Annotated in this window: 24 protein-coding genes and 2 pseudogenes; 14 read left to right on the top strand and 12 right to left on the bottom strand. The window is 43.7% G+C overall.

The genetic code is table 11. The features are described from left to right. The first annotated feature begins 510 nt into the window (after nucleotides 1–510). Nucleotides 511–2,061: a carotenoid isomerase gene (gene crtH / locus F6K63_RS05820; protein WP_287251936.1), complete on the top strand. Its 1,551-nt coding sequence runs from the start codon at nucleotides 511–513 to the stop codon at nucleotides 2,059–2,061. A gap of 12 nt (nucleotides 2,062–2,073) precedes the next feature. On the opposite strand, the gene F6K63_RS05815 is transcribed toward crtH, so the two are convergent. Continuing rightward, nucleotides 2,074–2,265, bottom strand: coding sequence for a hypothetical protein (locus F6K63_RS05815; RefSeq protein WP_131827021.1), 192 nt, complete (start codon nucleotides 2,263–2,265; stop codon nucleotides 2,074–2,076). Nucleotides 2,266–2,933: 668 nt separating this feature from the next. On the opposite strand from F6K63_RS05815, the pseudogene F6K63_RS05810 reads away from it, so the two are divergent. The 4 genes and pseudogenes from F6K63_RS05810 to F6K63_RS05795 form a co-directional block, all read left to right on the top strand. Then, nucleotides 2,934–3,422: pseudogene (locus tag F6K63_RS05810) on the top strand (ISAs1 family transposase); the annotation flags it as partial. Nucleotides 3,423–4,566: 1,144 nt separating this feature from the next. After that, entirely contained in the window at nucleotides 4,567–4,731 is a 165-nt protein-coding gene (locus tag F6K63_RS05805) for a hypothetical protein (RefSeq protein ID WP_154659676.1), read from the top strand. Nucleotides 4,732–6,073: 1,342 nt separating this feature from the next. Continuing rightward, nucleotides 6,074–6,487: an Hsp20/alpha crystallin family protein gene (locus F6K63_RS05800; RefSeq protein ID WP_008179705.1), complete on the top strand. Its 414-nt coding sequence runs from the start codon at nucleotides 6,074–6,076 to the stop codon at nucleotides 6,485–6,487. Between the two features lie 133 nt (nucleotides 6,488–6,620). Beyond that, entirely contained in the window at nucleotides 6,621–6,749 is a 129-nt protein-coding gene (locus tag F6K63_RS05795) for a hypothetical protein (protein WP_287265105.1), read from the top strand. A gap of 94 nt (nucleotides 6,750–6,843) precedes the next feature. Here the strand turns inward: F6K63_RS05795 and F6K63_RS05790 are convergent, their stop codons facing one another. After that, nucleotides 6,844–7,140, bottom strand: a complete 297-nt coding sequence (locus F6K63_RS05790) for a DUF2470 domain-containing protein (RefSeq protein ID WP_008179706.1) — start codon at nucleotides 7,138–7,140, stop codon at nucleotides 6,844–6,846. 832 nt (nucleotides 7,141–7,972) lie between these two features. On the opposite strand from F6K63_RS05790, the gene F6K63_RS05785 reads away from it, so the two are divergent. Together F6K63_RS05785 and F6K63_RS05780 are read left to right on the top strand one after the other, a co-directional pair. Further along, nucleotides 7,973–9,163: a HetZ-related protein 2 gene (locus F6K63_RS05785; protein WP_008179707.1), complete on the top strand. Its 1,191-nt coding sequence runs from the start codon at nucleotides 7,973–7,975 to the stop codon at nucleotides 9,161–9,163. Between the two features lie 253 nt (nucleotides 9,164–9,416). Then, nucleotides 9,417–9,866, top strand: coding sequence for a hypothetical protein (locus F6K63_RS05780; RefSeq protein ID WP_008179708.1), 450 nt, complete (start codon nucleotides 9,417–9,419; stop codon nucleotides 9,864–9,866). A 27-nt stretch (nucleotides 9,867–9,893) separates the two neighbouring features. Here the strand turns inward: F6K63_RS05780 and F6K63_RS05775 are convergent, their stop codons facing one another. After that, a complete protein-coding gene (locus F6K63_RS05775) occupies nucleotides 9,894–10,358 on the bottom strand; it encodes a CAAD domain-containing protein (protein ID WP_008179709.1) in 465 nt (154 codons plus the stop codon). Nucleotides 10,359–10,631: 273 nt separating this feature from the next. Between F6K63_RS05775 and rpe the strand changes: the two genes are divergently transcribed. After that, on the top strand, nucleotides 10,632–11,339 hold the full coding sequence (gene rpe, locus F6K63_RS05770) for a ribulose-phosphate 3-epimerase (RefSeq protein ID WP_287311219.1): 708 nt from the start codon (nucleotides 10,632–10,634) through the stop codon (nucleotides 11,337–11,339). Between the two features lie 141 nt (nucleotides 11,340–11,480). Here the strand turns inward: rpe and F6K63_RS05765 are convergent, their stop codons facing one another. The 6 genes from F6K63_RS05765 to F6K63_RS05740 form a co-directional block, all read right to left on the bottom strand. After that, on the bottom strand, nucleotides 11,481–12,962 hold the full coding sequence (locus F6K63_RS05765; RefSeq protein ID WP_287311217.1) for a family 10 glycosylhydrolase: 1,482 nt from the start codon (nucleotides 12,960–12,962) through the stop codon (nucleotides 11,481–11,483). Between the two features lie 657 nt (nucleotides 12,963–13,619). Then, entirely contained in the window at nucleotides 13,620–14,024 is a 405-nt protein-coding gene (psb27, locus tag F6K63_RS05760; RefSeq protein WP_287311291.1) for a photosystem II protein Psb27, read from the bottom strand. A gap of 193 nt (nucleotides 14,025–14,217) precedes the next feature. Next, a complete protein-coding gene (pstB, locus tag F6K63_RS05755) occupies nucleotides 14,218–15,030 on the bottom strand; it encodes a phosphate ABC transporter ATP-binding protein PstB (RefSeq protein ID WP_287311290.1) in 813 nt (270 codons plus the stop codon). Nucleotides 15,031–15,145: 115 nt separating this feature from the next. Continuing rightward, nucleotides 15,146–16,054 carry a phosphate ABC transporter permease PstA gene (gene pstA / locus F6K63_RS05750; protein WP_287311215.1) on the bottom strand — a complete coding sequence of 303 codons (909 nt, stop codon included), beginning with the start codon at nucleotides 16,052–16,054 and terminating at the stop codon, nucleotides 15,146–15,148. Continuing rightward, nucleotides 16,054–16,953: a phosphate ABC transporter permease subunit PstC gene (gene pstC / locus F6K63_RS05745; RefSeq protein WP_502708284.1), complete on the bottom strand. Its 900-nt coding sequence runs from the start codon at nucleotides 16,951–16,953 to the stop codon at nucleotides 16,054–16,056. Before pstC ends, pstA begins: the two co-directional genes overlap by 1 nt. 335 nt (nucleotides 16,954–17,288) lie before the next feature. Then, entirely contained in the window at nucleotides 17,289–18,284 is a 996-nt protein-coding gene (locus F6K63_RS05740) for a PstS family phosphate ABC transporter substrate-binding protein (RefSeq protein ID WP_287311211.1), read from the bottom strand. Nucleotides 18,285–18,601: 317 nt separating this feature from the next. Here F6K63_RS05740 and bioB point away from each other — a divergent pair. Together bioB and F6K63_RS05730 are read left to right on the top strand one after the other, a co-directional pair. Continuing rightward, a pseudogene (gene bioB, locus F6K63_RS05735) lies at nucleotides 18,602–19,627 on the top strand (biotin synthase BioB); the annotation flags it as partial. Nucleotides 19,628–19,664: 37 nt separating this feature from the next. Then, on the top strand, nucleotides 19,665–20,249 hold the full coding sequence (locus tag F6K63_RS05730) for a biotin transporter BioY (RefSeq protein WP_008179727.1): 585 nt from the start codon (nucleotides 19,665–19,667) through the stop codon (nucleotides 20,247–20,249). A 31-nt stretch (nucleotides 20,250–20,280) separates the two neighbouring features. Here the strand turns inward: F6K63_RS05730 and F6K63_RS05725 are convergent, their stop codons facing one another. Continuing rightward, on the bottom strand, nucleotides 20,281–20,409 hold the full coding sequence (locus tag F6K63_RS05725; protein ID WP_287257428.1) for a hypothetical protein: 129 nt from the start codon (nucleotides 20,407–20,409) through the stop codon (nucleotides 20,281–20,283). A gap of 12 nt (nucleotides 20,410–20,421) precedes the next feature. Here F6K63_RS05725 and lspA point away from each other — a divergent pair, with 12 nt between their 5' ends. Beyond that, the gene (gene lspA / locus F6K63_RS05720) at nucleotides 20,422–20,928 is read left to right on the top strand and encodes a signal peptidase II (RefSeq protein WP_287311210.1); all 507 of its coding nucleotides are present in this window, start codon (nucleotides 20,422–20,424) and stop codon (nucleotides 20,926–20,928) included. A gap of 313 nt (nucleotides 20,929–21,241) precedes the next feature. Beyond that, nucleotides 21,242–21,748, top strand: coding sequence for a ferric uptake regulation protein (locus F6K63_RS05715; protein WP_008179729.1), 507 nt, complete (start codon nucleotides 21,242–21,244; stop codon nucleotides 21,746–21,748). 23 nt (nucleotides 21,749–21,771) lie between these two features. Here F6K63_RS05715 and F6K63_RS05710 read toward each other — a convergent pair whose 3' ends face one another. Continuing rightward, nucleotides 21,772–22,791 carry an ABC transporter ATP-binding protein gene (locus F6K63_RS05710; RefSeq protein WP_287311209.1) on the bottom strand — a complete coding sequence of 340 codons (1,020 nt, stop codon included), beginning with the start codon at nucleotides 22,789–22,791 and terminating at the stop codon, nucleotides 21,772–21,774. Nucleotides 22,792–22,874: 83 nt separating this feature from the next. Then, nucleotides 22,875–23,483: a TetR/AcrR family transcriptional regulator gene (locus tag F6K63_RS05705; protein ID WP_287311207.1), complete on the bottom strand. Its 609-nt coding sequence runs from the start codon at nucleotides 23,481–23,483 to the stop codon at nucleotides 22,875–22,877. 237 nt (nucleotides 23,484–23,720) lie between these two features. Here F6K63_RS05705 and F6K63_RS05700 point away from each other — a divergent pair, with 237 nt between their 5' ends. Both F6K63_RS05700 and F6K63_RS05695 read left to right on the top strand, forming a co-directional pair. Next, nucleotides 23,721–24,317, top strand: a complete 597-nt coding sequence (locus tag F6K63_RS05700) for a hypothetical protein (protein ID WP_287295950.1) — start codon at nucleotides 23,721–23,723, stop codon at nucleotides 24,315–24,317. 61 nt (nucleotides 24,318–24,378) lie between these two features. After that, complete coding sequence (locus tag F6K63_RS05695) at nucleotides 24,379–24,897, top strand: DUF8051 family protein (RefSeq protein ID WP_008179736.1); 519 nt, start codon at nucleotides 24,379–24,381, stop codon at nucleotides 24,895–24,897. The last annotated feature ends 41 nt before the right edge of the window (nucleotides 24,898–24,938 follow it).

Raw genomic sequence — 24,938 nt, 5'->3', positions numbered from 1 at the left:
CCTATACAAGTTGTCAAAATAGAGACAGCACTCAAAGGGTTTGCTGATCCTTGTAACTATGCCAATAATACTGTTAAGTCGTCAATTACAAGCAAAAAAACCCCGTCAGCTCAGATATACATCTGAGGGGGTCACCGGGTGTGGGCTGGGGCGGGGGACCCTGGTGTAATGATTGCCTTAGTTCCCAAAAAGTTTTCCTTACAGGTTCGCCCACACCCAGTAAGGCTAACAAGGCTGCTTGTTAGCCTCCCCGGTGGATGGTTACCTAACACTCCCGACACTCCCGACACTCCCCTTTTCGGGAAAATGGCTCCCTAAATGTTGACATTTTTTATCAACAAGCTTATAGTAGTAATAAGTGTTCTCCTCTCATTAAGGATAGGCGGGTGGGACCGGTACGCAGCAGCAGGCTGGTGCCCACTTTTTTTTTTGCATTGGTAATGAACTCCTATCTCAACAAGAAACGCTAAACTCAGATCCATCAGTTAATCTATTTAAATTGCTAATTCCATGACTGCTGGATCCCAACCTTGCCCATCAAGCAATCAATCCCATACCATTTCCAATCAATCGGTATTTGATACTATTGTGATTGGCTCTGGTATTGGGGGGCTAGTAACCGCAACTCAGTTGGCAGCAAAGGGAGCGAGTGTGCTGGTGCTAGAAAGCTATATCATTCCTGGTGGTAGTTCGGGTTACTTCGAGCGAGAGGGGTATCGCTTTGATGTGGGAGCATCAATGATTTTTGGGTTTGGCACCAAGGGGACAACCAATCTACTTACCCGAGCCCTTGAGGCTGTCAATGTCAGTCTGGAAACAATTCCAGATCCAGTACAGATTCACTATCATCTCCCTGGTGGTCTAGAGCTAAAAGTCCATCGAGAGTATGAGAATTTTTTGCAAGAACTTACTGCTCACTTCCCTGACCAACGCCAAGGGATTCGCAAATTTTACGATGAATGCTGGAAGGTCTTTAATTGCCTGAATGCGATGGACTTACTGTCCTTGGAAGAACTTGGCTATTTGACCAGAGTATTTTTCCAGCATCCCTTGGCTTGTTTGGGTTTAGTGAAGTACCTACCCCAAAATGTGGGAGACATTGCTCGTAAGTATATTAGCGACCTTGAGTTGCTGAAATTTATAGACATGGAATGTTATTGCTGGTCTGTGGTACCTGCTGACAAAACACCGATGATTAATGCTGGTATGGTGTTTTCTGACCGACATTACGGTGGGATTAATTATCCGGTAGGAGGTGTAGGAAAAATCGCCCAAAAACTAGTGGAGGGATTGGAGAAAGCTGGAGGTCAGATTCTTTATAAAGCTCGAGTGGGGAAAATTCTGCTGGAAAAGGGCAAGGCAGTGGGTGTCCAGCTAGTCAATGGTAAAGAGTATCGAGCAAAACGAATTGTTTCCAATGCTACCCGTTGGGATACATTTGAGAAATTGCTGCCAGCTGACCAAATGCCAAGAGTTGAGCGGAAATGGCAACAGCGTTATCAGAAATCACCGGGTTTCTTGAGTTTACATTTAGGGGTAAAGGCAGATGTTTTACCACCTGGTACAGAGTGTCACCATATTGTCCTAGAAGACTGGGAAAATATGGAGGATGCGGAGGGGACTATTTTTGTTTCGATTCCTACCTTGCTTGATCCCAATTTAGCGCCAGAAGGCTATCATGTTTTCCACACCTTTACCCCGAGCTGGATGGAAGATTGGCAAGGGTTATCCCCTCGTCAGTACGAACATAAGAAGGAAGAGGCAGCTGGAGGCTTAATTGAGCGACTGGAGAGGATTTTTCCTGGCTTAGATGCTGGATTGGATTACATGGAGGTGGGAACACCACGCAGTCATCGACGATTTTTGAACCGTATGGATGGAACCTATGGGCCAATTCCCCGCCGCAAATTAATGGGATTGTTGGGAATGCCGTTTAATCGGACTGCGATTCCAGGGCTTTATTGTGTTGGGGATAGCACCTTTCCGGGGCAAGGTTTAAATGCAGTAGCGTTTTCGGGATTTGCTTGTGCTCACCGTATTGCTGTGGATTTGGGATTCTAGGTAGAATGCTTCTTAGGGAACAGCGGGGGAATAGGCAATAGGGAACAGGCAAGCTAGCAATAGGCAAGCTAGCAATAGGCAATAGGGAACAGGCAAGCTAGCAATAGGCAAGCTAGCAATAGGCAATAGGGAAAAAATCCTGTGTACGTCATTAATATGAGAATCGCTATAAAATATAGCGGTTTGCGACTTTGTTAAGTACATATTTATGGTTTTTTATAGAACAGGGAACAGCGGTTCACCGGAACAGGGAATAGAGCAATTGGCATCCAATCTAAGTTATTTATTATTGCCAATTAAGAAGTGGAATTTATCTTTTTTGTCCCATTTTCATAATTAACTTATCTGCAAAGGGCTATAAGTATTCAAACGCCAATCAGATCACACTCGCCACAGTTCCCAAACCTCCTTCTGTTTCCCTATTCCCTGGGTGCATCTCACTTGTGCAAAAACACTCTTCGGCAATAGAAAGCTAATATCATTTTATGACAATTACCTTTAATAAAAATCTCCCCCATCTCCCCACCCTCCCAGGGTTATTTCATTCTGGATCTAGGTAACGAGTTTACAGTCTTTCAGCCATCACTAACCGGAATTATCGAAGGCTGAAAAGACGTATCCTCGTAAATGCATAAAATATTGCAATTTAGAATGAAACAGCCCTGCCACCCTCCCCACACTTACCACCCTCCCCACACTTCTTTTAGTTATAGATTTACAAATATGAGATGCACCCTATTACCTCAGGGTAAGCTCATATAATTTTGTATAAAATGTACTTTACAAAACTATTCAAGTATCCTCCTAGACCAAAAATTAAAGTCAAACTATAATCAAGTTTTAATCTGAGTTTAAAAACGGATAAATAGCAAATGATTAAGGGTTTTGGTTCTCAATTAAAAACCCAAATAAACTTTGAATGTAAACAAGTAAAAAGCCAACAGTTAAACTCCATCAATGCTATCGAATCTAACTTATTAAGTTATGTCGAATATATCGAAGAGCCTAGAGTCCAAAGAACTCAAAAACACCTCCTAAAAGATATTTTAGTAATCGCTATTTTAGCCGTCATTGGAGGTGCAGAGGGCTGGGAGGACATGGAAAATTATGGGATTGCCAAACAACAATGGTTAGAATAATTCTTAGACTTACCCAATGGTATCCCCAGTGATGATACTTTTCGACGAGTTTTTGTTCGCGCAGCGTCTCCGAAGGAGAAAAGAATTCATCCCGATGCTTTAGAACAATGTTTGGCTAAATGGCTTCAAAGTATGCTCGGTTCGATTGCTGGATAGATTGTTCCTATAGATGGGAAAAGTCTCAGAGGTTCTTATGACCGTAATCAAGGAGTAAAAGCCCTGGGGGGGCGACAAGCTCCCTGTAACCCTTGATATATCTGAAATTGAGCGAATTATGGTAAAAAAAGATAGGCCATAACTTGTCAATACGACCAATAAGATTGAAAATGCTACCATAATTATATCAAAAACATCTAAAAAATCTACTTTCTAAATCTCAATTATTGTTTTTTTACCTTATAATAAGAATTAGACAAGACCCCAAAAATATCAAAATTAAAAAAATTGCAGAGTCACTCCCTTTACCCATTCAATTTAACTCACGACGTAAAAAACTACAGAGATTTTTATCTTTGCAAGTATTTGAGGTCAAATATTTGTGGTTTCCAATTATTCGAGAATGGATAAATCAAACATGTACGTGCATAGCAAAAAATCTATTTAGCTATCGATAGAACTAATTGGTTTGAAGTTACCGTAAGACAGTTGAGCCTTTAATGTCGGCAGGCTATGAGTAAAAGGGTTAAATCTTGTAAATAAGGCTCAACGTAATCAGGTTTCGTCCGGAAAAACTATAATTTGTTAATGATTAGTATCATTTATAAAAACCGAGCAATTCCTAAGGTGCGCTTGACCTTGGCGAATTAAATTCGCCACGGGTCGCACCTGTTTATTTTGAACTTCTATCAAAGTTGGTATCAAGCAATATTTCAGAGACGAAACCTTGAACAGGGTCGCCTTATTACAAAAGAGTTAACCCTTTTATGCATAACCGATTACCCATAAAGGCTCCACTGTTCTACGGTAACTTCAAGAGCAAAAACAAATAATTTTAAATATTATAGGGCTATTTTATAACTATCAAATTCTGTTTTTAGGAGACCGAGATTTTTGTTCGGTTAAATTGGCTCAATGGCTAGATACACAAGGGTTGAAATTTTGTTTTATACTAAAATAATCGTGATTGAACTAAAAAAGTCTGGTTTGTTTTCCTTAAAGAATTGTGGATAAAAACCGGTAATATCTTTATTTATTGAAAATGTAAAAGTTACAAATACCAAAAAAGTTAAAGGATTTAGTGTCGCCTGTAAATGGAAAAAGAGTTATCGAAAATATGTGACAAAAGAAGGTTGGTTTATCCTAACAAACATGAACAGTAATTGTGAGGCGATTGCTGCCTATAAAAAGCGATGCAGAGGTGCGACCCGTGGCGAATTTAATTCGCCTACGGAAAACGCACCATTACGGTCTTGGGGGTCTCCACGGGGCAAACAGCGGTGCGGACGCAGGTTCCGCACACAGACCCAAAACCATGAGCGACTGCCGTGGTTCCCCCCACTCGCTATTGCATCAAGACAGGTATGAGAGCTAGGTCGCTTATACAGTCTACTTTTTAGCTCTAATGTCGCCCCCCCCAGGATGTCTACAGACCTACTTTTTTTAACCATAAAATGGTACAACCTTTACATAGCAAGCATTTGAGCCTGTTTCGTCACCCCGTCAGCGATTTTCCCAGATGATTCCGATGAATGTCATGATTTTCGGGATTTTCGGGATTCTCAGCCTGAAGAGTTTCAAAAGCTTTGGTGAACCGAGTTTGGGAAGATTCCTGGCTGGTTGGAGAAGTCGGGAATCTCAACCAGGGTAAACGCCTATAATTTGGTATAAATTGTAACATAAAAAATTTAATTAACTCAATTTTTTTTTAAGTCGAATAAATCGAATCCTAAAGCAGTTTTTTTGTTCTATTTCAACGAATTTTCCGCTGACTTTGAACAAAAATCACAGGAGCATTTGCTTACGCAACGAGAATTTCCAGATCTCTCAAATCCACCAAGGATAACACGGCAAATAATTGAGCAATGTTTCGGGCTTGTTGACAATCAACCGATCGATTATAGATTTTTGATACTATTGTTTATTTTTTTGATGTAATTTTTGATACAAATTTTGAGGCGTTTACCCGGGAATCTCAACCCTAGTTGCGAACGCGCCCCGCTTGACCTACGGTCAATCGCTTTTAGCGTGGCCTACGGCCAATCGCGCAGCGGCTTGGAGCATCGCATTTCTCTAGTTTTATCTGCCACAGACAAGTGACAGGATCCGCAATTTTAGGCATTTGGGGAAATCTTTGAGTATTTCATTTAGCGGTTCTCATATTAATGCGGTACACAGGATTTTTTTACCTATTCCCTATGGCGTATTCCCTATGGCGTATTCCCAACCCATGCCAAGTTACCTGATCCGAAGTTCCTTATGCCCTGTCTTGATGCATCAATAGCTAATTAGGCCATGATAGAGTGTTTGATCAAGGCTCTGATTATTAAAAATATTAAATTAGTATTAAAAATATTAAACAACTTTGCCAAAGCGTCCAGCAGTTTTCATAAGATTAAGTTATAATAGAGATATTAGAAATAAATACTCATAATTAGATCTCAAAAAATAGATCTCAAAAATAGATAGATCTCAAAAAAGTAGATCTCAAAAGAGTAAAATCTGCTCACCGCAGCCCAAACAGTAAAATCAGATACTAAAATCAGCACCCCGGTTGTGCATAGACGGGGCTTCCAAACATCCCAAGATTTTCTGTGAATCAATTCCTGCCAGTCTGGAACTTTCTTCTATCTAGAGTGTGGCTAGTTGGGCAACAATAAACTGGGCGGAAATTAGAAGTGAAGGTTAAAAAAACTGGATAGTTGGAGATAACCATGATGGCTATTACTCGTTCGGAACATCTGCCAGATCTAGAAAGTGTGCATCGGGAACTCAACCGCCGACTCACCCATTTCATGAATAGCGGCGAGGGAGGATTTCCAGGGATGACGTTTATGCCCTATGCAGAGATCGAGGAAACTCCTAAAGCGGTTTACCTGACACTAGAAATTCCAGGCATGGAAGCCAAAGACCTTGATGTTGAACTGACCGAAGACTCTGTTTGCATCAGTGGCGAGCGCAAGTCAGCAGCTAGGACTAAAGGAATAGGTATGGTACGCTCGGAACTACGCTATGGGAAATTCAAACGGGTTATTCCAATACCAGCCAAGATTAACAGAAATCAGGTTGAAGCTGAATATCACAACGGCATGCTGAAACTCACCCTGCCTAAAGGGTTAGTAAACAGCTAGAGAAAATGTTGCAGAGTCTACCAAAAACTCTTATTATTTGTTAGAATTAAATTAGGGTAACACCGACAGGGATTATTATGTAACTTAAATTAAACCCGAAAACCAAGGGTTTAATAGTTGCGCTGTAATCCCGGTGGAACGAACTTTTTTGACATTTTTATGGCGCTCGCGGGATATTCCTGAGGGCTTTGGGAGATACCCCCTGGATGCGATCGCATCTTGCATTGGCGAGCTAGAGTTTACCTTTGGTAGATTATGGTAGCTAAAAAGTATCGGTAAGCGTAAATCTTCAACCTTTTCAGGGAGTGAAAGTCAGTGACCTGAGGGGGTGAAAACAAGCCTAACAATGGTGCTTGTCACCCCTTCAGGTTGCTTATTGACTGCCTTGCCTGTTTGATCATGTCAATTAAGGTGTAGTGAGCATCTTCAGAATCTTTAAGTACATGATCAAACGTAATGCGCACAGTGGAAGACTCCCCCTTAACTTTTGTGATGATCGTCATGCCTTGAGCATCAATGGAAACCATTTCTGCTTCTTCTGTATCAGGGGAATTACCGAAAGTCTGAGCATACAGTGCCACAGCATCAGCATGATCATCGTTCATGTGCTTACAAATGCGATCGCTTACCTCAGGAGACAATGGGTCAGACATGATTAACTGAACAAGTATAGTGATCAAAACAAGTATCTTTATCAAGATATCAGGTTTCCCTTCTCAAAACAGTCAGGAATTACCCAGCTGAAACGAAAAATTAAGGTTTTAGGCAATAGGTAACCGCCAACGGCGAACGGGGATATCAGAATTACAGACCTTTGACAGGTCTGGGTGGATATACTGTCTATGGGGAACTCCTGATTTCCTTATTAGCAGTTGACTAGCTTGGAGGATAGAATTCATAGGCACAGCGGTAATTCCAACCTGTGTAAAATTCCGAGGGTGCCTGTTTCAGCATCAAGTTAGCTGATCTGATGGGTGTTTTCTGATATATTCATTATTAGGTATGAGCATTTCCTCTGATTCAAGAAGGTATGTTAAATAGTAATCCCTAAGGTCAAGAGCTACCGGGATATCGGGTGTACTCAGCTAAATCGTCAGGGTTAGATTATCAGGGTAGACGACTCAGTTAAACACCTTTACACTAAAAGCTTGATAAATACTTATGAAGATACTGTGACGGTATATCAATTGGCTGCTATCAGCATAATTCATATCATTCTCAGTGATATCTAAATAGTGGTGCTTACCCTAGTTTACGAAGGTAAAACTTGCTGGGTGTCCCAGAAGTATATTTAGGGCTTGTGATCTAGAACACATCTAAAAGACGATCTAGATCTCCAGACAGGCGTGCTATCTATCATCCTACTGGTGTGACTTTTGTAAGCGTATTTATGGGAGTTTGATCACTTCCAATACCTAGGAATTAGTGGTCAAATAGAAAGCAGTCACTACCCACTTCGAGTGAGTAGAAACAGGGAGGGTTGTCATGCAAACTTTAAAACAGGGATCCAAGGAGTGCAATGTCATGGCAAAGTTGGCGGACAAACTGGAAAGAGAATGGCAGTCCCGCTTGTTGAGTGACTGTCCAAACCAAAATCCAGCCATCAGCTCCAGTATTGTACAGTGGTTAATTGGAGAAGATAAAGAGGGGTTTGACACTCTCACTCAGAGCAAACTGGCAATCGCTGTCCAAGCCATGGAGTATCGTTACAGAATTTTGCAACAGCGTTACTTGGGGGTGCCACCAGAACGTTCCTATCGCAATTTGACCACCCGCTTAGCCAGTCTAGTTACCTTACGCAATAAAATCCGCACTTGGGTGTCCCTAAGTCGCGATCGCCAAAGGGCTGTGGTGGATGTTCTCCAAGAAGTGATTCAGGAATTATTAAATAGCGATCGCTATATCCAAAAGCAAATTGCCTGGATTAGACAATGTACCTTCGAAGAACCGCTGCGCAATGCTTTATTATTAACTACTCTTGAAGAGTATTGTCTGCGCCCGATTCGCAACCAGCCCTTAGTTGTCTATCGGTTTGTCAACTTTCTGCGTCGGTCTCAACGTGGCGGGATGACCCATGTGCCGGAAGGAGACATGGTACGTTTAGTGTCAGAGTCAATCAATCCGGAAGGGGAAACCGATGCCCCAGTGAGTCTATTGGATAACCAAGCCATTACTAATTATCAACATAAGCAGGCTTGGGAAGAGAAACAAAGCCTAAGGATGTCCGTATCTAAGGAATTTGAGGCTTACTTAGAGAAAAACTTAGGGTCTGAGGCGGCCCTTTGGCTGCGACTTTACTTGCAAGGTCAATCTCAAGAGGCGATCGCTCGTCGCCTAAATTGGCCGATCAAGAAGGTCTATCGTCTACGGGAAAAAATTAGTTACCATGCCATTCGTGTCTTTTCCATCAATGGGGTAAAAGGCAAACCAGACTTAGTAGCAAGTTGGCTGGAAACATCCTATACTGAGCACAGTTTTGGACTAACCCCAAGGCAATGGCAAGAATATCAGCAAAAACTGACCCCTGAGCAACAGCAGTTGCTGGATAAGTTGAAAGCTGGTCATACCTTCGAAGCGATCGCTAACGATCTTAACTGGAGAAGTAACCAGGTGATGGGTGAATGGAACAAACTCTATCTAGCAGCTCAAGCCCTGCGCAGTGCTTCGGCAAGTTGAGGTTTGAATTTTATTATCCAATAAATCGCGCTAATTTATAAATAAGTGATAGGTATTAATTAGTATAGCTACAAGGAGCTACAGCCAAAAAACACTAATTTACTGTCATCAAAAAAAATGGGTCTGAAACCCCGTCCTTCTAGGAGACGAAACCTTAGGGAGTGGAGCCTTATTACAAAAGACTTAACCCTTTTACCCATAGCAGACTAACCATAAAGGCTCAACTCCCTTACGGTAACTTCAACGGACGGCTTTGTGCTATAATAGCAGAAGACGCAATGACCCGAAAAGGAAGGGTGAAACTCCCAGCAGTGGGACGCCTTGGTTAAATGGTAGTTACTCGAAATGGGGACTCGGTCTAAGACTCCAATTCCAGCCCAATGCCACGCAAGAGGCGCGACCCCGTAATTTAATTCGCCTAGGAGGCGTGCGCCTGAGTCTTTTTGGAAAGCGAATCAAAGTACTTAAAAAAAAAGTAGACTCAATGACATTTCTGTCGGAGAGAGTAGAGGCAATTGGCACCGCCAATTGGACTATCAACCCCATGTTGGTAGTTGTTACGAGCAATGCCCCAAAAGGGTACCTCCGCGCTTTGAATCCTCGCGCCTTTAGGCCGGGGAGTGTCAAACTAATTTACTGCAATAGGGTATGGAAACCAATTGAGACGATTGTCCATGCCCTATTTTTTTTACTCCTCACCTGACAAGGGCTAATGCCACCACACTAGTTATCACTTTTTAGCTATAAACTGACCTTTAAGGGATTGAATCTCCCCTGATAATTCTTGGCGTGTTTCGACTTTGAGTAGATAACGAGCTACAAACCAGATAGTATAGCCAATACCCACTAATTCAAACAACGGTGCCATCAGGGGAATATCGTTAATTGCATCCAGCACCGCCAAAGTGATCTTAACAGTCATGAACCCAGCGAGCAAAAGACCAATGGTAAGCAAGGGTTTTTGGTAATTGCTAACAAATCCGCCGATATATTCCGGCAATTGTGACAAAATGTCTGTAAGAGTTTGCAACCATTCCTGCCACGGTTGGGTGAGTTCTGGCTCAGGAGCAGTGAGTTTGGCTATAGCACCAGGTTGATCAACTTTGAGGTCTACTTTCAGCTGTTTTTCATCCTCAAGGGTAGTTTCATTGGTGCTGCTTTGAGTATATGCAGATGCTTGGGGATTTGACGTCATATTTCCTCCAAAATTCTATTAAAGCAGGATATTCTATCGTTTGAGTAAGGCAGCTGCATAAGAGTACAGACTGACTAACTGTTGCCCATGTTATCAAAAGTTTCATAATGACCTGCTAGAGGTAAGCATCCGTAGGTATGGGGTGATTTATAGCCAACTGGTCACCATCCCACTGGTCCCCAAATAGCTCAGCAGCACAACAACTGGTTAGGGAAAATCTAAAGATTTTGTTAAAATACTGAAAAATAAGCTTCCAGGAGAACACCTCCAATCATGAGCAACACCCTATCCCAAAAGCAAGTTGTTATTTCCCCTTCTATCCTGTCAGCTGATTTTAGCCGACTGGGAGACGAAATTAAGGCTGTGGATGCCGCAGGCGCTGATTGGATTCATGTTGATGTCATGGATGGTAGATTTGTCCCTAACATCACCATTGGTCCTCTAGTTGTTAAAGCCATTCGCCCGATTACCCAAAAGCCACTGGATGTCCACTTGATGATTGTGGAACCAGAAAAGTATGTCGCAGACTTTGCTGAGGCAGGGGCTGATATTATATCTGTTCATGCTGAACACAATGCTTCACCCCATCTGCACCGCACTCTGTGTCAGATTAGAGAATTGGGTAAGCAAGCAGGTGTTGTACTTAACCCCTCCTCATCCTTGGATTTAATTGAGTACGTCCTAGAAGTCTGTGATTTGATCCTGATTATGAGCGTCAATCCTGGCTTTGGTGGTCAAAGCTTTATTACTGAAGTTGTGCCAAAAATCCGCAAACTCCGTCAGATGTGTGATGAGCGCGGTCTTTCTCCTTGGATTGAAGTTGATGGTGGACTCAAGGTTAACAATACCTGGCAAGTGCTAGAAGCTGGAGCGAATGCGATTGTGGCTGGCTCCGCTGTATTCAAGGCACCAGATTACGCAGAGGCAATTAGCGGTATTCGTAACAGCAAGCGTCCTGAACCCGAATTAGTAACTGCTTAATCAGAAGCATCCCAATTAGGGCAATCTTAACCAAAGGTCGAGGGGGCTCATTCTGAGCAGCCCTCTTCCGACACCCGAGCTCCCTACTCCCTACTCCCGCGCAACCCTAAGGTCATAAGTACCTAAGTTAATTGACAACTACTACAATCGGCAAAACTTGCGCTCGCGGTCAAATTCTGGATCTTGCCAAGAGAAGGCAAAATGGCTGACTGAGTTAATTTGTGGTGTCACTCGGCGCAATGCCTGCATCTGGTTTTCTAGGGAAGGACGATTTTTTATGGATCTTCCCCAAGTTCCTGCGAGTGCTGGTTTTACGTCTGTTTCCGACGATGCCCACTTAAACACCCGTTTGACTAAATTGGCAATACAACCGGTGTGACCACAAACACCATAAGACATGGGATGCCATTCCAGGGAACGGGGAAAATGTTCCCAAGGCTGTAGTCTGGAATCATAACCCATGCGACCTACAACTTGGTTGCCATCGGGGAAAAACACTGCACCGGCTTGTACCCCAGCTCGCTCTGCTGCCAATTCGCCTAATTTGAGAAAGTCTAATATCCCTTGGGCAGCGTGAGCAACACTGAGTTGCCACAACTGCCATTGTATAGTTCGAGTACTTTCTCTTGCTGAAGGAGTGCGACCTTGCCAGAGGGGGGTTTTTTCATCAGGGTAGAGCTTTTTGACAGCTTTTATATCCTTAGCGCTAATGGAACCCTTACTCAGATAGCGCCGAATTAGCTCCTTACCTTGATTGTTACCAGCCCGTTGATACAGGGCTTGCTTAGCTGCATCACTGTAAATCCAAAGATCCTTGACACTGCTGGCCACAGACTGGGAACCTGAACCACGGGGATAGCGAATGTAGTCGAATAAAATCCCATCGGGGCGTCGCTTTAATACACCCTTAAGCATCTCATAGTAGTCTACCTGGGCTTGTCGATTGTAAGGGTCGATAAATACTTGAGAGCCATCCTTAACTACAGACAAACTCGTTTCTCCTTGACCATTGCGGGCAAGAATCTGTTGCCGCTCGGCACGATGACCGTAGGTATAACCAAAATTCATTGTAAACATCCAGGCATACACCTGCAAACCCCGCTCACGACCTTTTTGAATCGCCTGGGCTAATAAATCTACGTTCTCAGTCCCCGGTTGTTGTATGACTGACGGCCAAGGAGTACGATTATCTGCCTTTGGTAACAGGACGCGACCATCGTAAAATACTTCAACGTAGACTTGATTGTAGCCTTGGTTCACAATACGGTCTAGGGTTTCCTCAAGGGCTCCAGGACGAGCATCACAGGGATATAAGCGCACCCAAATTGCTTGATTTTGCGGCCAGGTTTGGGAACGACACTGCTGTAAGAAACTGGCGTGTGCCTGGATAATGGTTTGGTAGCTGATTTTAGAGTCTGAGTTATTCTTTAAGGAATTAACTCTTAAGCTTTCTTTTTGAGCGATCGCTTCCTGAGTAAAGTGGCAATAAGCTTTTGTTTTTGCCTCAGCGGTTGGTACAAACCAACACTGACTCAAAAGACTACTTCCTACTGCAAAGGTGGCAATCAAGCTACGATGTAGACCTTGCCGGTGTTGCCTCCGTTTACCAAAACTGTTATACATTCCTAGAAACACTACAAAAGAACAGAAAGTTAGCCAAAAGCCAGTTAACTCATCCCCGATTGCTTCAATATCTTTGATATCTCCCCCAGGTGCAGCATCAGGGATTATAAACAGATACTACGAGAGGGTGAGCAATTCACTAACTCGTTTTCATCCCCATCGTTATTGCACAGGGGTTTTTAACTATGATTTTTTATAAAATTAGCTTTAGCTAGTTATTATATAGTTTAGGGATAGAAAGGGAAACACCAAGGCAGGGGGTAGAGGTAAATCTATAAGTAAATCTATATCGTTTTATTTGATGCATATATCATTAAATTTGTCAACTTTGATTATTGTTGATTATTAGTGAACCATTACCCTAGTAGTAGCCATAAACCCTATAATAATCTCTCTAACCCCTAACCGCGCTTCGGCTGGCATTATCTTTAACTGTTTTCAGCTCTCTTACCTACTGTTCCGGAAAATTCTTACTTATGATGAGAGTTAGGGCGAGAGCAGATAAAAAAATTGGCCAAAACTTTGATATCATCGATAACCCTACCCTCCCTTGCTTGGGATGTTCTCAAGAAACCTGAACATAGGACAGGTTTCTACTCGCAGTTTTTTTGTTAACCCAGGTTATGCCTCGCCTACAATAGGCGAGGTATCGACAGCTTAAGCGCCCCGTTTGAGAGAACGCTCGACTTGGGAAAATTCCTGCTGCAGACGATCCTTCAACTTTTTCGGTAAAGGGCGATTGGGATAGGAACTGTAATAACCAGCCAAAGAATTGACAGCAGTTCGCATGGTAGTGAAGGAATTGAGGGTAGACACAGATCTATCTCTGCGGTAGCGCGAGGCATAGTCATTCATCAGTAGAGTGGCTTTTTCACGAATTGCCGTCTTATCTGGTGAATCTTCTGGTAATTCAAGGGCTTGTCTTAATTCTTGTAGAGCAATTATTGTATCCTGACGGTAATCTCCTGTTAAGCCTGTACCACTTGAGGCACAACCAGTTAAACCGATAACCATAACCAGTACCAGGGCAATAAAACCTGATAAGTAGCGCTTTATTCGCATCATTGACAACAAATCCAATTTTATAATCAGATTTGATCCTATCTTGAATTGGTACTGGGGGGATCATCCCTATCAGAAAAAAAAATCCCACGGGCGTGTTGCCGTGGCATGTCTAGTCTGAGATCAAATCTCCCATCAGTTGGGTTTAAAACACAAGGTTTCGTTGCATGTTAGGGGAAAATTTTGGGGGGATTTAGCCGAAACGCCCACTCACATAGTCCCTAGTGGCTTCCTGCTGAGGATTTTGGAAGATGACTTCAGTTCTATTGAACTCTACTAAATAGCCTTGTTTGCCACCTGTTTCCGTTGCCCTAGCGTTATAGAAAGCGGTCATATCTGCTACTCGGGTAGCTTGTTGCATGTTGTGGGTAACGATAACAATGGTGTATTTTTCTTTCAGCTCGTGCATTAGTTCTTCCACTTTAAGGGTGGAGATGGGGTCAAGAGCGGAGCAAGGTTCATCCATCAACAACACTTCTGGCTTAATGGCTAAGGCACGAGCAATACACAAACGCTGTTGTTGACCACCCGATAGAGACAGACCACTCTGTCTTAGTTTATCTTTGACTTCATCCCAGAGGGCAGCTTGTTGGAGACTGCGCTCCACTAATTCATCCATGTCCCCTTGATAGCCATTAATCCGGGCTCCGAAGGCAATATTTTCATAAATGGATTTGGGAAAAGGGTTTGGCTTTTGGAATACCATCCCAATACGGCGACGTACTTCTTCAATGCTGTTGTCAAACTTTTTATCATAAAGATTTTCGCCATGGAAGGTAATTCTACCTGTTACCATTGCTCCCGGAATCAGGTCGTTTAAGCGATTAAAACACCGCAACAAGGTGCTTTTTCCACAACCAGACGGTCCGATAAAGGCGGTAACTTGGTTTTTGGGAATATCTAAATAGACATCTTTGACTGCTAAAAATGATCCATAGTAGACGGAAACTTTTTCAGCCCGTAAAACCGGATCTTCTACTTCTACATAAGAACTTGTGGATTCCATAATTTGGTTAGGATTCATGGTTAAATCCTCTGTGTCATTGTTAACTTTTGAAATCAAAGCTGAAAAATTTTCCATGCTTTTTAATAGGTGTTTTACTAGTCTATATCCTGAGTTTCTATCTATTGGTTTGGAATTTGTTGCGCAGGAAAATTGCTCCAGCATTCATGACCAACAGCACTATCATCAACATAACAATTCCCGCCGCCGCGTTAGTGTGGAAGGCTTCTTGGGGACGGGAGATCCAGTTGTAAATTTGAATTGGCAGTGCAGTAAATGGATCTTGTGGGTTCATTGGCGGCCTGGTAATGAAGCTCAAGGCTCCGATAGTGATCAAAGGAGCAGTTTCCCCAATTGCCCTTGAGAGTGCCAAAATGGTTCCTGTCAGGATACCAGGTAAAGCGAGAGGAAAAATATGCTCTCGAATGACTTGCCAGCGAGTTGCTCCTAAGGCATAACCCGCTTGACGCAAACTATTGGGAATTGCCCGTAGACTTTCACGGGTGGCAACAATAATGATGGGCAGAATTAATAACGACAGGGTTAGGGCACCAGTTAGTATGCTCCTACCATTAGTAATGGGAGCCAACCACCGAACAAACACTTGTAAACCCAATAAGCCGTAAATAATTGAAGGTACAGCAGCTAGGTTAGCGATGTTGATTTCAATAATCTGGGTCAACAGGTTGTCAGTGGCATATTCTTCTAAGTAAATAGCCGCCCCTACTCCCAAGGGAAAAGAGATAATTGCTGTTAGCACCAACAGCCAGACACTACCGATTAAGGGAGGAAAAATACCAGCTTGGTCTGGTTTACGGGAAGGAGGACTGCTGATAAATTGCCAATCGAGCCGGGGGAGACCATCCCTAAAAACTTCAATCAGCAATACTGCGAGTATGGCTAGCCCAAAAAAGATGGCAAGCCAGGCAGCAATGGCGAGGATTTTATCAAAGTTATAGCGCTTGGGTAGCGCCAGGTTGAAGTAACCTGGGGAATCGTCTCCTAGAGGTTTTAGGTCTTGTGCCATTAGTCGTATTTCTCCCGAAAGCGACGGACAAACCAAAAGCTAAAGATATTTAGGGCTAAGGTCAGTAAGAACAGGGTCATACCTACGGAAAAAATAGTTTTGTAAGCTAGGGAACCTGCTGGTGTATCTCCCATGCTGACCTGAACGATATAGGCTGTCATGGTCATCACTGGTACTAGGGGATTCAGTCCTAAGGTGGGATTTTGACCCGCAGCAATGCTAACAATCATGGTTTCACCCACAGCACGGGAAACCGCTAGTACGAAGGAAGCAACAATTCCAGATAATGCTGCTGGTATTACTACTCCGATGATGGTTTCTCGTTTAGTTGCCCCCAAGGCATAAGCACCTTGTCTTAAACTATTGGGTACAGCATAGATAGCATCTTCACTGAGGGAAGCTATCATAGGAATAATGGCTATTCCTAAAACAATGCCAGCGCTTAAGGCATTGAATCCTTGTAACTCGGGAATAAATTTTCCTAAGAAGGGGCTAACTACCATCAGGGCGAAGTAACCAAATACCACTGTAGGAACCCCTGCTAATATTTCTAGGGCAGGTTTGAGCAAGCGACGGATACCACTAGATGCATATTCACTCAAGTAGATAGCTGCCAGCAATCCCAGAGGTAATGCCACCATCAGCGCGATTACAGAGGTCAGGAAGGTGGCACTAATCAGCACAAAAATGCCAAACTGGGGATTAGCAAACAAGGGAGTCCATGCTGTATCAGTCAGGAATTTCCAGAGTGATACTTCTTGGAAAAATCCTACTGTTTCAAATATTAGGGTTAGAACAATGCCGATGGTAGTTGCGACAGAAACAAAGGCAAAGATAGCAAAAACTATTTTTACTACCATTTCTACCCGCTTGTTTAACTGCCGGTTTGGTCGAAACATCTCAGAGTCTGATGACTCAAAAGATGACGGAGTGGTAGTCATCAGTAAAGTATTAAGTGTGAAGGAGCAAGTGTGTTCGCTTGATAGCGTTCTGTAAGGGTAGGATGAAGTGCGAATGATAAAGGATAAAGGATGAAGGATGAAGTGTGAGAAATTAAGTGTGAGAAATCAAGTGTGAGGAATCAAGTGTGAGGAATGAAATAATTATACTGATAGATGTACTTATGATATCTATCAAGGTGACTTACAAGCAAGGTGACTTAGCAACTTGTATTTTTTCGGCCTTCATCCTTCATCTTTCATCCTTCAGACTTTAAGAAATCCTTTACTATTCTTTATTTCTCTAATAGCTCTTTAACTTTGGATCCTTTAGGAGCATTAGCAAAGACTGTACCGACTGTGCCTTCGCTAAAGCGCTTTCTCACCAGCATCATAATGTCTTCTGGCATGGGCACATAGCCAACTTCGGAGATTAATTTAGAATTTTCTGCTGCCAAATGATACTCTACAAAAGCTTTAACTTCCGGTCGATTCGCCGCCTCTTTATTGACATAGATAAACTCTGGGCGAGATAGAGGTTTGTAACTCCCATCGGCAATAGTTGCTTTGTTAGGCGCAACACAACCACTTCCTCCATTAATCTCTAGCAGTTTGAGTTTATCTTTGTTTTCTTCGTAGTAGGCGTAACCAAAGAAGGCTAGTCCACCCTTATCAGTAGATACCCCTTGCACCAGCAAATTGTCATCTTCACTAGCGGTATAGTCGCCCCGAGAGCCAGCGTCTTTACCAACCGTGTTTTCCATAAAGTAGTCATAGGTTCCGGAGTCAGTTCCTGGACCATAAAGTCCTAGTTTGGTATCAGGGAAACCAGGACGAATTTGCTTCCAGTTGTTGACTTTGTCTTGAGCTGCTGGCTCCCAGATTTTTTTGAGTTCAGCGGTTTTTAGGCAGCTAGCAAAGTTATTTTCTTTGTTAACTACCACAGAAAGTCCATCAAAGGCGATGGGTAATTCGATGTACTCAATTCCTCCCTTCTTGCAAAGTTCTATTTCTGATTCTTTGATCGGACGGGAGCCGTTGGAAATATCCGTTTCTCGAGCACAAAACTTCTTGAATCCACCACCAGTACCAGAGATACCGACGGTAACTTTGATTCCCGGATTGGCTTTCTGGAACTCTTCCGCCATTGCCTCAGAGATGGGAAATACTGTACTGGAACCATCTACCTCAACTGTAGCTGTGGGGGCTGAACCACCACCACAGGATGTAATGCCCACGGCTAAGGTGGTGATCAATGCTATTGACAATAAAGAATTCTTTTGAGACAACATGGAATTGGCTTAATTATTTTAGGCGTCACAGCCGGAGTGTACCGCTCTATCCTAAAGAGTAGGTTAAGCATTAGGTTAAAATTTAATTAAGAAAAGGTTAAATTTATAGTTGGTGTAGTAGGTTTCACTAGCTAACTTACTCTAAGGTGGTATAGTGAAGGGTGCCTTTAAAGCTGATATATGTGGGAGATACTGTGGTTCAAGCACCTTTGTCAACTGCTGTAGGTCTATCTGTAGGTTTATCAACTACACCAGCAAGTACACTAGCAAGTACACCAGGAAGTACACCAGAACAATGCTTAACATCCCCAGCATCCCTGAATCAGTGGCTACAAAAGCTAACTGAGGGGATTATTGCAGGCGATCGCATTACTAGAGAGCAAGCCTTAGCCCTGACCAAACTCGAAGGGCAAGATAATATATTGCTGCTGTGCCAAGCAGCTGACAAAGTGCGCCAAGCCTGCTGTGGTAATACCGTGGATTTGTGTAGTATCGTCAATGTCAAATCTGGCGGCTGCTCAGAAAACTGTGGCTTCTGTGCCCAGTCGGCTCACCATCCTGGCGTTGATTCCCCGATTTATGGTCTTAAGTCTAAGCAAGAGATTATGGCTCAAGCTAAGGCAGCTGAAGCGGCTGGAGCCAAACGTTTTTGCCTAGTGAGTCAGGGACGTGGACCAAAGTACAGTAGTCCTAAATCGAAAGAGTTTGAACAAATTCTGGAAACGGTACGGGAGATTATTGCCGAAACCAGCATTAAGCCTTGCTGTGCTTTGGGAGAAGTGACCTCGGAACAAGCCCAAGCCCTGAAAGAAGCTGGGGTAACTCGCTACAACCACAACTTAGAAACCTCAGAGCGGTTTTTCCCAGAAATTGTCACTACTCACAGCTGGCGCGATCGCGTCGAGACGATCCAGAACTTGAAATCAGTGGGGATTCAAGCCTGCACTGGTGGGATTATGGGCATGGGAGAAAGCTGGGAAGACCGAGTGGATTTAGCTCTAGCCCTGGGGGAGTTAAAGGTGGAATCAGTACCCCTGAACTTGCTCAATCCTCGGTCTGGAACCCCTTTGGGAGAATCTGGGAAGCTAGATACCTATGAAGCACTAAAAGCGATCGCAATTTTCCGGATGATCCTACCTGAGCAAATCCTGCGCTATGCTGGTGGGCGAGAAGCCGTGATGGGCCAATTGCAGGCACAAGGGCTAAAATCCGGAATCAATGCTATGCTGATTGGACACTACCTCACCACTCTGGGACAGCCACCAGAGCAAGACCACGCTATGCTGGACTCTTTGGGTCTAACCGGTGGTGAAGCTCCGATTCCCGGAGAATATAACTCTTAGAATAAATAGCCAGAATAAATAGATTATCGATGTAACTGTGTCTGCTCCCAATGAGATTTTGTGGGCCATAATTGGTTTGCTGCTGACAATCGGCGGCACGTTTCTAGAAGCCTTCTTTGTCTCCAATCCACCCTGGGATTGGTCAACTCAAGGTGTTCAAACTATATCCTTAGGGGTTACCTATCAGATTGGAGCAGTCCTACTAGCTGCTTGTTTAGGAGGCAGAAATGCTGGTGCTCTTTCTCAAATTGCCTATGTTGTGATCGGGTTGAACCTGCCAGTCTTTACTCAAGGTGGAGGTATTGGCTATATCAAGGAACCCAGCTTTGGATACATACTAGGCTTTATTGCCGGAGCCTGGGTGTGTGGTTTTTTAGCCTTTCGCGTACAACCACGAGTCGAAACATTGGCATTTAGCTGCCTATGTGGTTTACTAACCATCCATGCCTATGGTGTCGGCTATTTGATGATTTTCCACGGCATCAATTGGTCAGTGCTTGGGGCTGAGCCTCTCATGGAAGCCATCATGAAATATACCATTTCACCTTTACCGAGTCAGCTAGTGGTAATTTGTTCTGTCACCGTTGTGGCATTTGCTCTACGGCAGTTGATGTTTTATTGATAGTCATTGGTCAAAATAAATTTGTTAATTGCTAAGGTTTAATTAACAAAAGACTAATCACTAGATGTGTAAAACGGCTTTGACACTCCCGACTCCCGACTCCCGACTCCCGACTCCCGACTCCTAGTAAGTCCCTCACCCAATCAATAAATGCTATCATGACTAATGACTAATGAAAAAAAACCGCCTGTGTTGGTTTGCTGCTGCTATTGGTCTGATTCTGGATCAGCTGACTAAATATTGGGTGGTGCAGAATTTTGAATTGAAAGAGACTCTACCCCTGTGGCAAGGGGTGTTTCACTTTACCTATTTTACTAATACTGGTGCCGCTTTCAGTCTCTTTAGTGAAGACGGCAGCTGGTTGCGCTGGCTGTCCTTAGCTGTGAGTATTGGTTTAATCGCCCTAGCTTGGTTTGGACCAAAGCTGATTAGGTTGGAACAGCTTGGTTATGGCTTCATACTGGGAGGAGCATTGGGTAATGGCATAGACCGTTTTTTCAACAGTTGTTTGGTAGATAACCAGACAGTAACGGGTTGCGTTGTGGATTTCCTCGATTTTCGGTTGATTAACTTCCCGGTATTTAATGTGGCCGATGTGTGTATCAACGTAGGTATTGTGTGCTTGCTTATTGCAAGTTTTAAGCATCAATCACCAAAATCTAGGGAGAGGGGGCAATAACATAGTCATAACTTACAAGCCACAAGGCACAAGGGTTATGGCCAATCTGCTTCCATAAGCCTGTTCCCTGTCTTCCCTCTGTGCCCCGTCTTTCCATTATTCGCCCTTTTCCTAACTTATTTGCCAAATCCGGATCGTGCTGGATTTGGTATTTTCGGCGTATCCCTGTATCCGAGCTCGATCCGTGCCTGCCCTATTCTCAAAAGTAACCAATAATCCTTTACTATTTATTCTCAATTAGAAAATTTTCTTGCAAGTGAGAGAAATAATTATTTAATATTGTCAATAATGGCTCGTTTTTGAGAGGGTTACCATGGCTAACTATACAGCTGCTTCACTCAAGGCCGAACTCAATGCTCGAGGTTGGCGTATGACACCACAACGGGAGACCATTCTCCACGTTTTCCAAAATTTACCGAGAGGAACCCATCTCAGTGCTGAGGAACTTCACGAATTGCTCGAGCAACGAGCAGAAGGAATCAGCTTATCTACTATTTACCGTAGCGTTAAGTTAATGTCACGGATGGGCATCCTGCGGGAATTGGAGTTGGCAGAAGGGCATAAACATTATGAACTCAATCAGCCTTTTCCCCATCATCACCATCATCTGGTGTGTATTCAGTGTAACCAGACCGTTGAATTCAAGAATGACTCAATCTTGAAACAAGGGATGAAGCAGGTGGAAAAAGAAGGCTTGCAGCTGATTGATTGCCAGCTGACCATTCATACCATTTGCCCAGAAGCCCTGCGCATGGGATGGCCTTCGGCTCTACCGAGTAATTGGCGTTGCTCTCGATCCATTGCGATGCACGAACATTAGTTTTGTGAGTGGTTGTCGTTTTGTCAATGAACTAAATGACAAGCAACATAATGTCCTCTACCTGCATCTTTAAACTCTGGTTCTGGGTCTTGCCGACAAGTATCCATTACCATAGGACAGCGAGTGTGAAACCGACAACCTTTGGGGGGATTGCTGGGGCTGGGTACATCACCTGTTAGGATAATACGTTCCCGTTGACGCTCAAGTTCAGGGTCAGGAATTGGTACGGCTGAGATTAATGCTTGGGTATAGGGATGCAAGGGGTTCTCATATAAACAGACGCGATCTGCGAGTTCTACTATTTTGCCTAGGTACATTACTGCCACCCGGTCAGAAATGTGGCGCACTATACTTAAATCGTGAGCAATAAATAGATAAGTTAAACCAAATTCTGCTTGCAACGACTGCATCAAGTTAACGACTTGGGCTTGAATGGATACATCTAAAGCAGCAATCGGTTCATCACATACTATAAAGTCAGGGTTTAAAGCTAAGGCGCGAGCAATCACAATCCGCTGACGCTGACCCCCAGAGAATTCGTGGGGATAGCGATTGATAAACTGGGGATTGAGTCCTACCACCTCTAGTAAGGACTGGACTCGTTCTTGTTTTTGTTTACCGATGGCTAACCCATGGATTTGCAGGGGTTCACCGACAATACTTCCTACGGTCATCCTGGGATTGAGAGAAGCATAGGGGTCTTGAAAAATCATTTGCATCCGGCGGCGCATCTGGCGCAGGGATTCAGCCTCTAGCTGGGTTAGGTCGATATTTTCAAAGTAAACATGACCAGCTGTCGGACGGTATAGTTGTAGGATCGCTCGTCCGGTGGTACTTTTGCCACAGCCAGATTCTCCTACTAAGCCTAAAGTTTCGCCACGGTTGATATCGAAGTTGAGTCCATCAACAGCTTTGATGGAGCCAATTTGCTTTTGCCAGATGATTCCTTGGGTGATGGGGAAGTGCATCTGTAGGTTTTCTATGTGTAAGAGACTTTTGTTTTGTGGGTTGGGCTTGGGGTTGTCTAGCTGTGCTGCTGTCATGTGATTGTTTAATGCTTAATCGCAATCATATTAGCCGTTCACATGCCATTGCTTTAATGTTTGACAACACCAACTTGTCTTGATTAAGGATTACCGGAGCCAGGGATAGGATGGGTAGACAGTAACTCGTTAACGTAGCGCCGAATTACAATCTGCTGCTGGTCAGGGCTAAGGCGTTTGGCTTGAATCAGGGAGTCGAGGCTAACCCCATTGACCAGGGCTAACAGGGCGTTGGCTTCTAACTCTGGCTCTATGTTAGGTCGAATCAGTTTGGCTGACTGTAGAGCTTTCAACTCTTGAATAATCACCTGACGGAGCTGAGCAGCACTCTGTTGATGCTCAGCCATCAAGGATTCTCGTCCAATGGCATACCCCAAAAAGGCCACCCAGACCTTGAGAATATCTTGCCGTTGAGTGTCTAGTGGCAAAAACGCAGATAGCATTTCTACCAGTCGATCGACTCCCCTAGCGTGCTCTGTTGCAGCCTGCATGGTTTTTTGCAGACGCTGAGTTACTTGATTAAGGGCAAACAGAATAAGCTCCTGCTTATCTCGAAAGTGGTGAGTAACAACTCCGGTGGTGCAACCCAGCTCTTGGGCGATCGCGCGCATACTGGTGCGATCTAACCCCTCTCGGACAATAACTCGCCAGGCGGCTTCAGAAACTTCAAGGCGGCGATCCTGTTGGGACATGAGCATTAAAGGGAACTATAGCAGAAGTCAGAAGTCAGAAGTCAGAAGTCAGAAGTAAAACTATTGCGCTTACAAAGGGTGTGAGACTAATGTCGATGTCCTAACTGCCCTGGCGACTGCTATAACCAGATAACACCAGATATAAAGTGGGACATAAACAAAGTCTCAATGCCTATTGACAGCTTATCATAACAGTTGTTATATTCTTAGCATAACAACTGTTATGAGGTTAAGCTAATGCACTCTGAGCTGACTTGTCCCTCCCCTCGCTCTGGTCTCAAAGGTTGGCTTGATCGCTTCACCGGACCAGGGGCAACCCAAGCTGAGTTGCTGATACAATTTGTGCCGTCGCTGGTGGCTTTGGTAGCAGCTCCAACCTACGCGCTGACCCTCCCAATACAGTGGAGCCCGTTGCAATTAGGACTGATTGCTGTTCTTGGCCTTGATTTAGTGGGGGGTCTCCTCACCAATGCCACTTCCACCGCTAAGGGTTGGTATCACCGACCGGAACAGGGTTGGCAGCAGCATTTAGGATTTGTGTCTGTTCATGTGATCCATGTCTTGTTAGTGGCGCTGCTATTTCGTGGGGGAGATTGGGGGTTCTTGATCGGTGTGTCCAGCTACCTGTTGGGGGCATCAGTGTTGATTTTGCGGTCTCCCCTCTATCTTCAACGTCCAGTAGCCCTAGGGCTTTACAGCTTAGGGCTGTTGGGCGATCGCTATCTATTTTCCCCAATGCCTGGTTTGGAATGGTTTCTCCCTTTGTTTTTTCTAAAAATATTAGTCAGTCATTTGCTTAAGGAAACCCCTTATCGCCCTAGGGAAACGCGATAAGATTTTCTGGTACTGATTTGTGGTGTTTGACAGGAATAATTCTAGTTGTGAGGTAATTACAATGACAATAACTATTAGACATCTGGTATCTGCACTCTTGGTTTTATCTTTTGGATTGTTGGGGTCTCTAATTCCTGGTGGTTCAATTGAAACAAGGAGTTTCTCACACATTGACCCCTTGATATTGGGGGCATTTAATACCTTCTTAACTTCCCTAGAGATAGTCAGCCTTTTAATTATTTACTTTATCTTCAAAGATTTAAAGTGGGCGTTCATTGTGTCTAGCTTATGTGCTATGTCCTATTTTATCGTATACGCCCTAGACTTAGGAACACTCTTTCCAGTTTCGCCAGATCCCATGCCTCAGGCGCTATTTGTAATTGAAGTATTGGGAATGATTGTTTCTCTTCCTTTACTATTTCTTTCTGTTCGCGGAGCTATGACGAGTAACACTAGTGGCAAGGAGCAAGTAATAGAAAGCAAACCCTATTCAAAGACGTTTGTATATTTCGCTTTCTTTTTGGTTATTGTTGGTGTTGGCATTATTACCTTTGCTACGAAATCTGCTATAGGTAGCTAACAGTGCCTAACATTCGTAAGTATTCAGCTGTCAGCTATCAG

This window comes from Moorena sp. SIO1G6 (assembly GCF_010672795.1).
GTDB classification, from domain to species: Bacteria; Cyanobacteriota; Cyanobacteriia; order Cyanobacteriales; family Coleofasciculaceae; genus Moorena; species Moorena producens.
This window is presented reverse-complemented; position numbering and strand designations above follow the sequence as displayed.

Excerpts from the sequence above, each read along its gene's own strand:
- F6K63_RS05705 (WP_287311207.1), bottom strand. The coding sequence starts at position 23,483 with ATGTCCCAACAGGATCGCCGCCTTGAAGTTTCTGAAGCCGCCTGGCGA.
- pstA (WP_287311215.1), bottom strand. The coding sequence starts at position 16,054 with ATGGCACAAGACCTAAAACCTCTAGGAGACGATTCCCCAGGTTACTTC.
- pstB (WP_287311290.1), bottom strand. The coding sequence starts at position 15,030 with ATGGAATCCACAAGTTCTTATGTAGAAGTAGAAGATCCGGTTTTACGG.
- F6K63_RS05790 (WP_008179706.1), bottom strand. The coding sequence starts at position 7,140 with ATGTCTGACCCATTGTCTCCTGAGGTAAGCGATCGCATTTGTAAGCAC.
- F6K63_RS05715 (WP_008179729.1), top strand. The coding sequence starts at position 21,242 with ATGGCTAACTATACAGCTGCTTCACTCAAGGCCGAACTCAATGCTCGA.
- F6K63_RS05695 (WP_008179736.1), top strand. The coding sequence starts at position 24,379 with ATGACAATAACTATTAGACATCTGGTATCTGCACTCTTGGTTTTATCT.
- psb27 (WP_287311291.1), bottom strand. The coding sequence starts at position 14,024 with ATGCGAATAAAGCGCTACTTATCAGGTTTTATTGCCCTGGTACTGGTT.
- F6K63_RS05700 (WP_287295950.1), top strand. The coding sequence starts at position 23,721 with ATGCACTCTGAGCTGACTTGTCCCTCCCCTCGCTCTGGTCTCAAAGGT.
- pstC (WP_502708284.1), bottom strand. The coding sequence starts at position 16,953 with ATGTTTCGACCAAACCGGCAGTTAAACAAGCGGGTAGAAATGGTAGTA.
- lspA (WP_287311210.1), top strand. The coding sequence starts at position 20,422 with ATGAAAAAAAACCGCCTGTGTTGGTTTGCTGCTGCTATTGGTCTGATT.
- F6K63_RS05785 (WP_008179707.1), top strand. The coding sequence starts at position 7,973 with ATGCAAACTTTAAAACAGGGATCCAAGGAGTGCAATGTCATGGCAAAG.
- F6K63_RS05725 (WP_287257428.1), bottom strand. The coding sequence starts at position 20,409 with ATGATAGCATTTATTGATTGGGTGAGGGACTTACTAGGAGTCGGGAGT.
- rpe (WP_287311219.1), top strand. The coding sequence starts at position 10,632 with ATGAGCAACACCCTATCCCAAAAGCAAGTTGTTATTTCCCCTTCTATC.
- F6K63_RS05765 (WP_287311217.1), bottom strand. The coding sequence starts at position 12,962 with ATGTATAACAGTTTTGGTAAACGGAGGCAACACCGGCAAGGTCTACAT.
- crtH (WP_287251936.1), top strand. The coding sequence starts at position 511 with ATGACTGCTGGATCCCAACCTTGCCCATCAAGCAATCAATCCCATACC.
- F6K63_RS05740 (WP_287311211.1), bottom strand. The coding sequence starts at position 18,284 with ATGTTGTCTCAAAAGAATTCTTTATTGTCAATAGCATTGATCACCACC.
- F6K63_RS05800 (WP_008179705.1), top strand. The coding sequence starts at position 6,074 with ATGGCTATTACTCGTTCGGAACATCTGCCAGATCTAGAAAGTGTGCAT.
- F6K63_RS05775 (WP_008179709.1), bottom strand. The coding sequence starts at position 10,358 with ATGACGTCAAATCCCCAAGCATCTGCATATACTCAAAGCAGCACCAAT.
- F6K63_RS05710 (WP_287311209.1), bottom strand. The coding sequence starts at position 22,791 with ATGACAGCAGCACAGCTAGACAACCCCAAGCCCAACCCACAAAACAAA.
- F6K63_RS05815 (WP_131827021.1), bottom strand. The coding sequence starts at position 2,265 with ATGTACTTAACAAAGTCGCAAACCGCTATATTTTATAGCGATTCTCAT.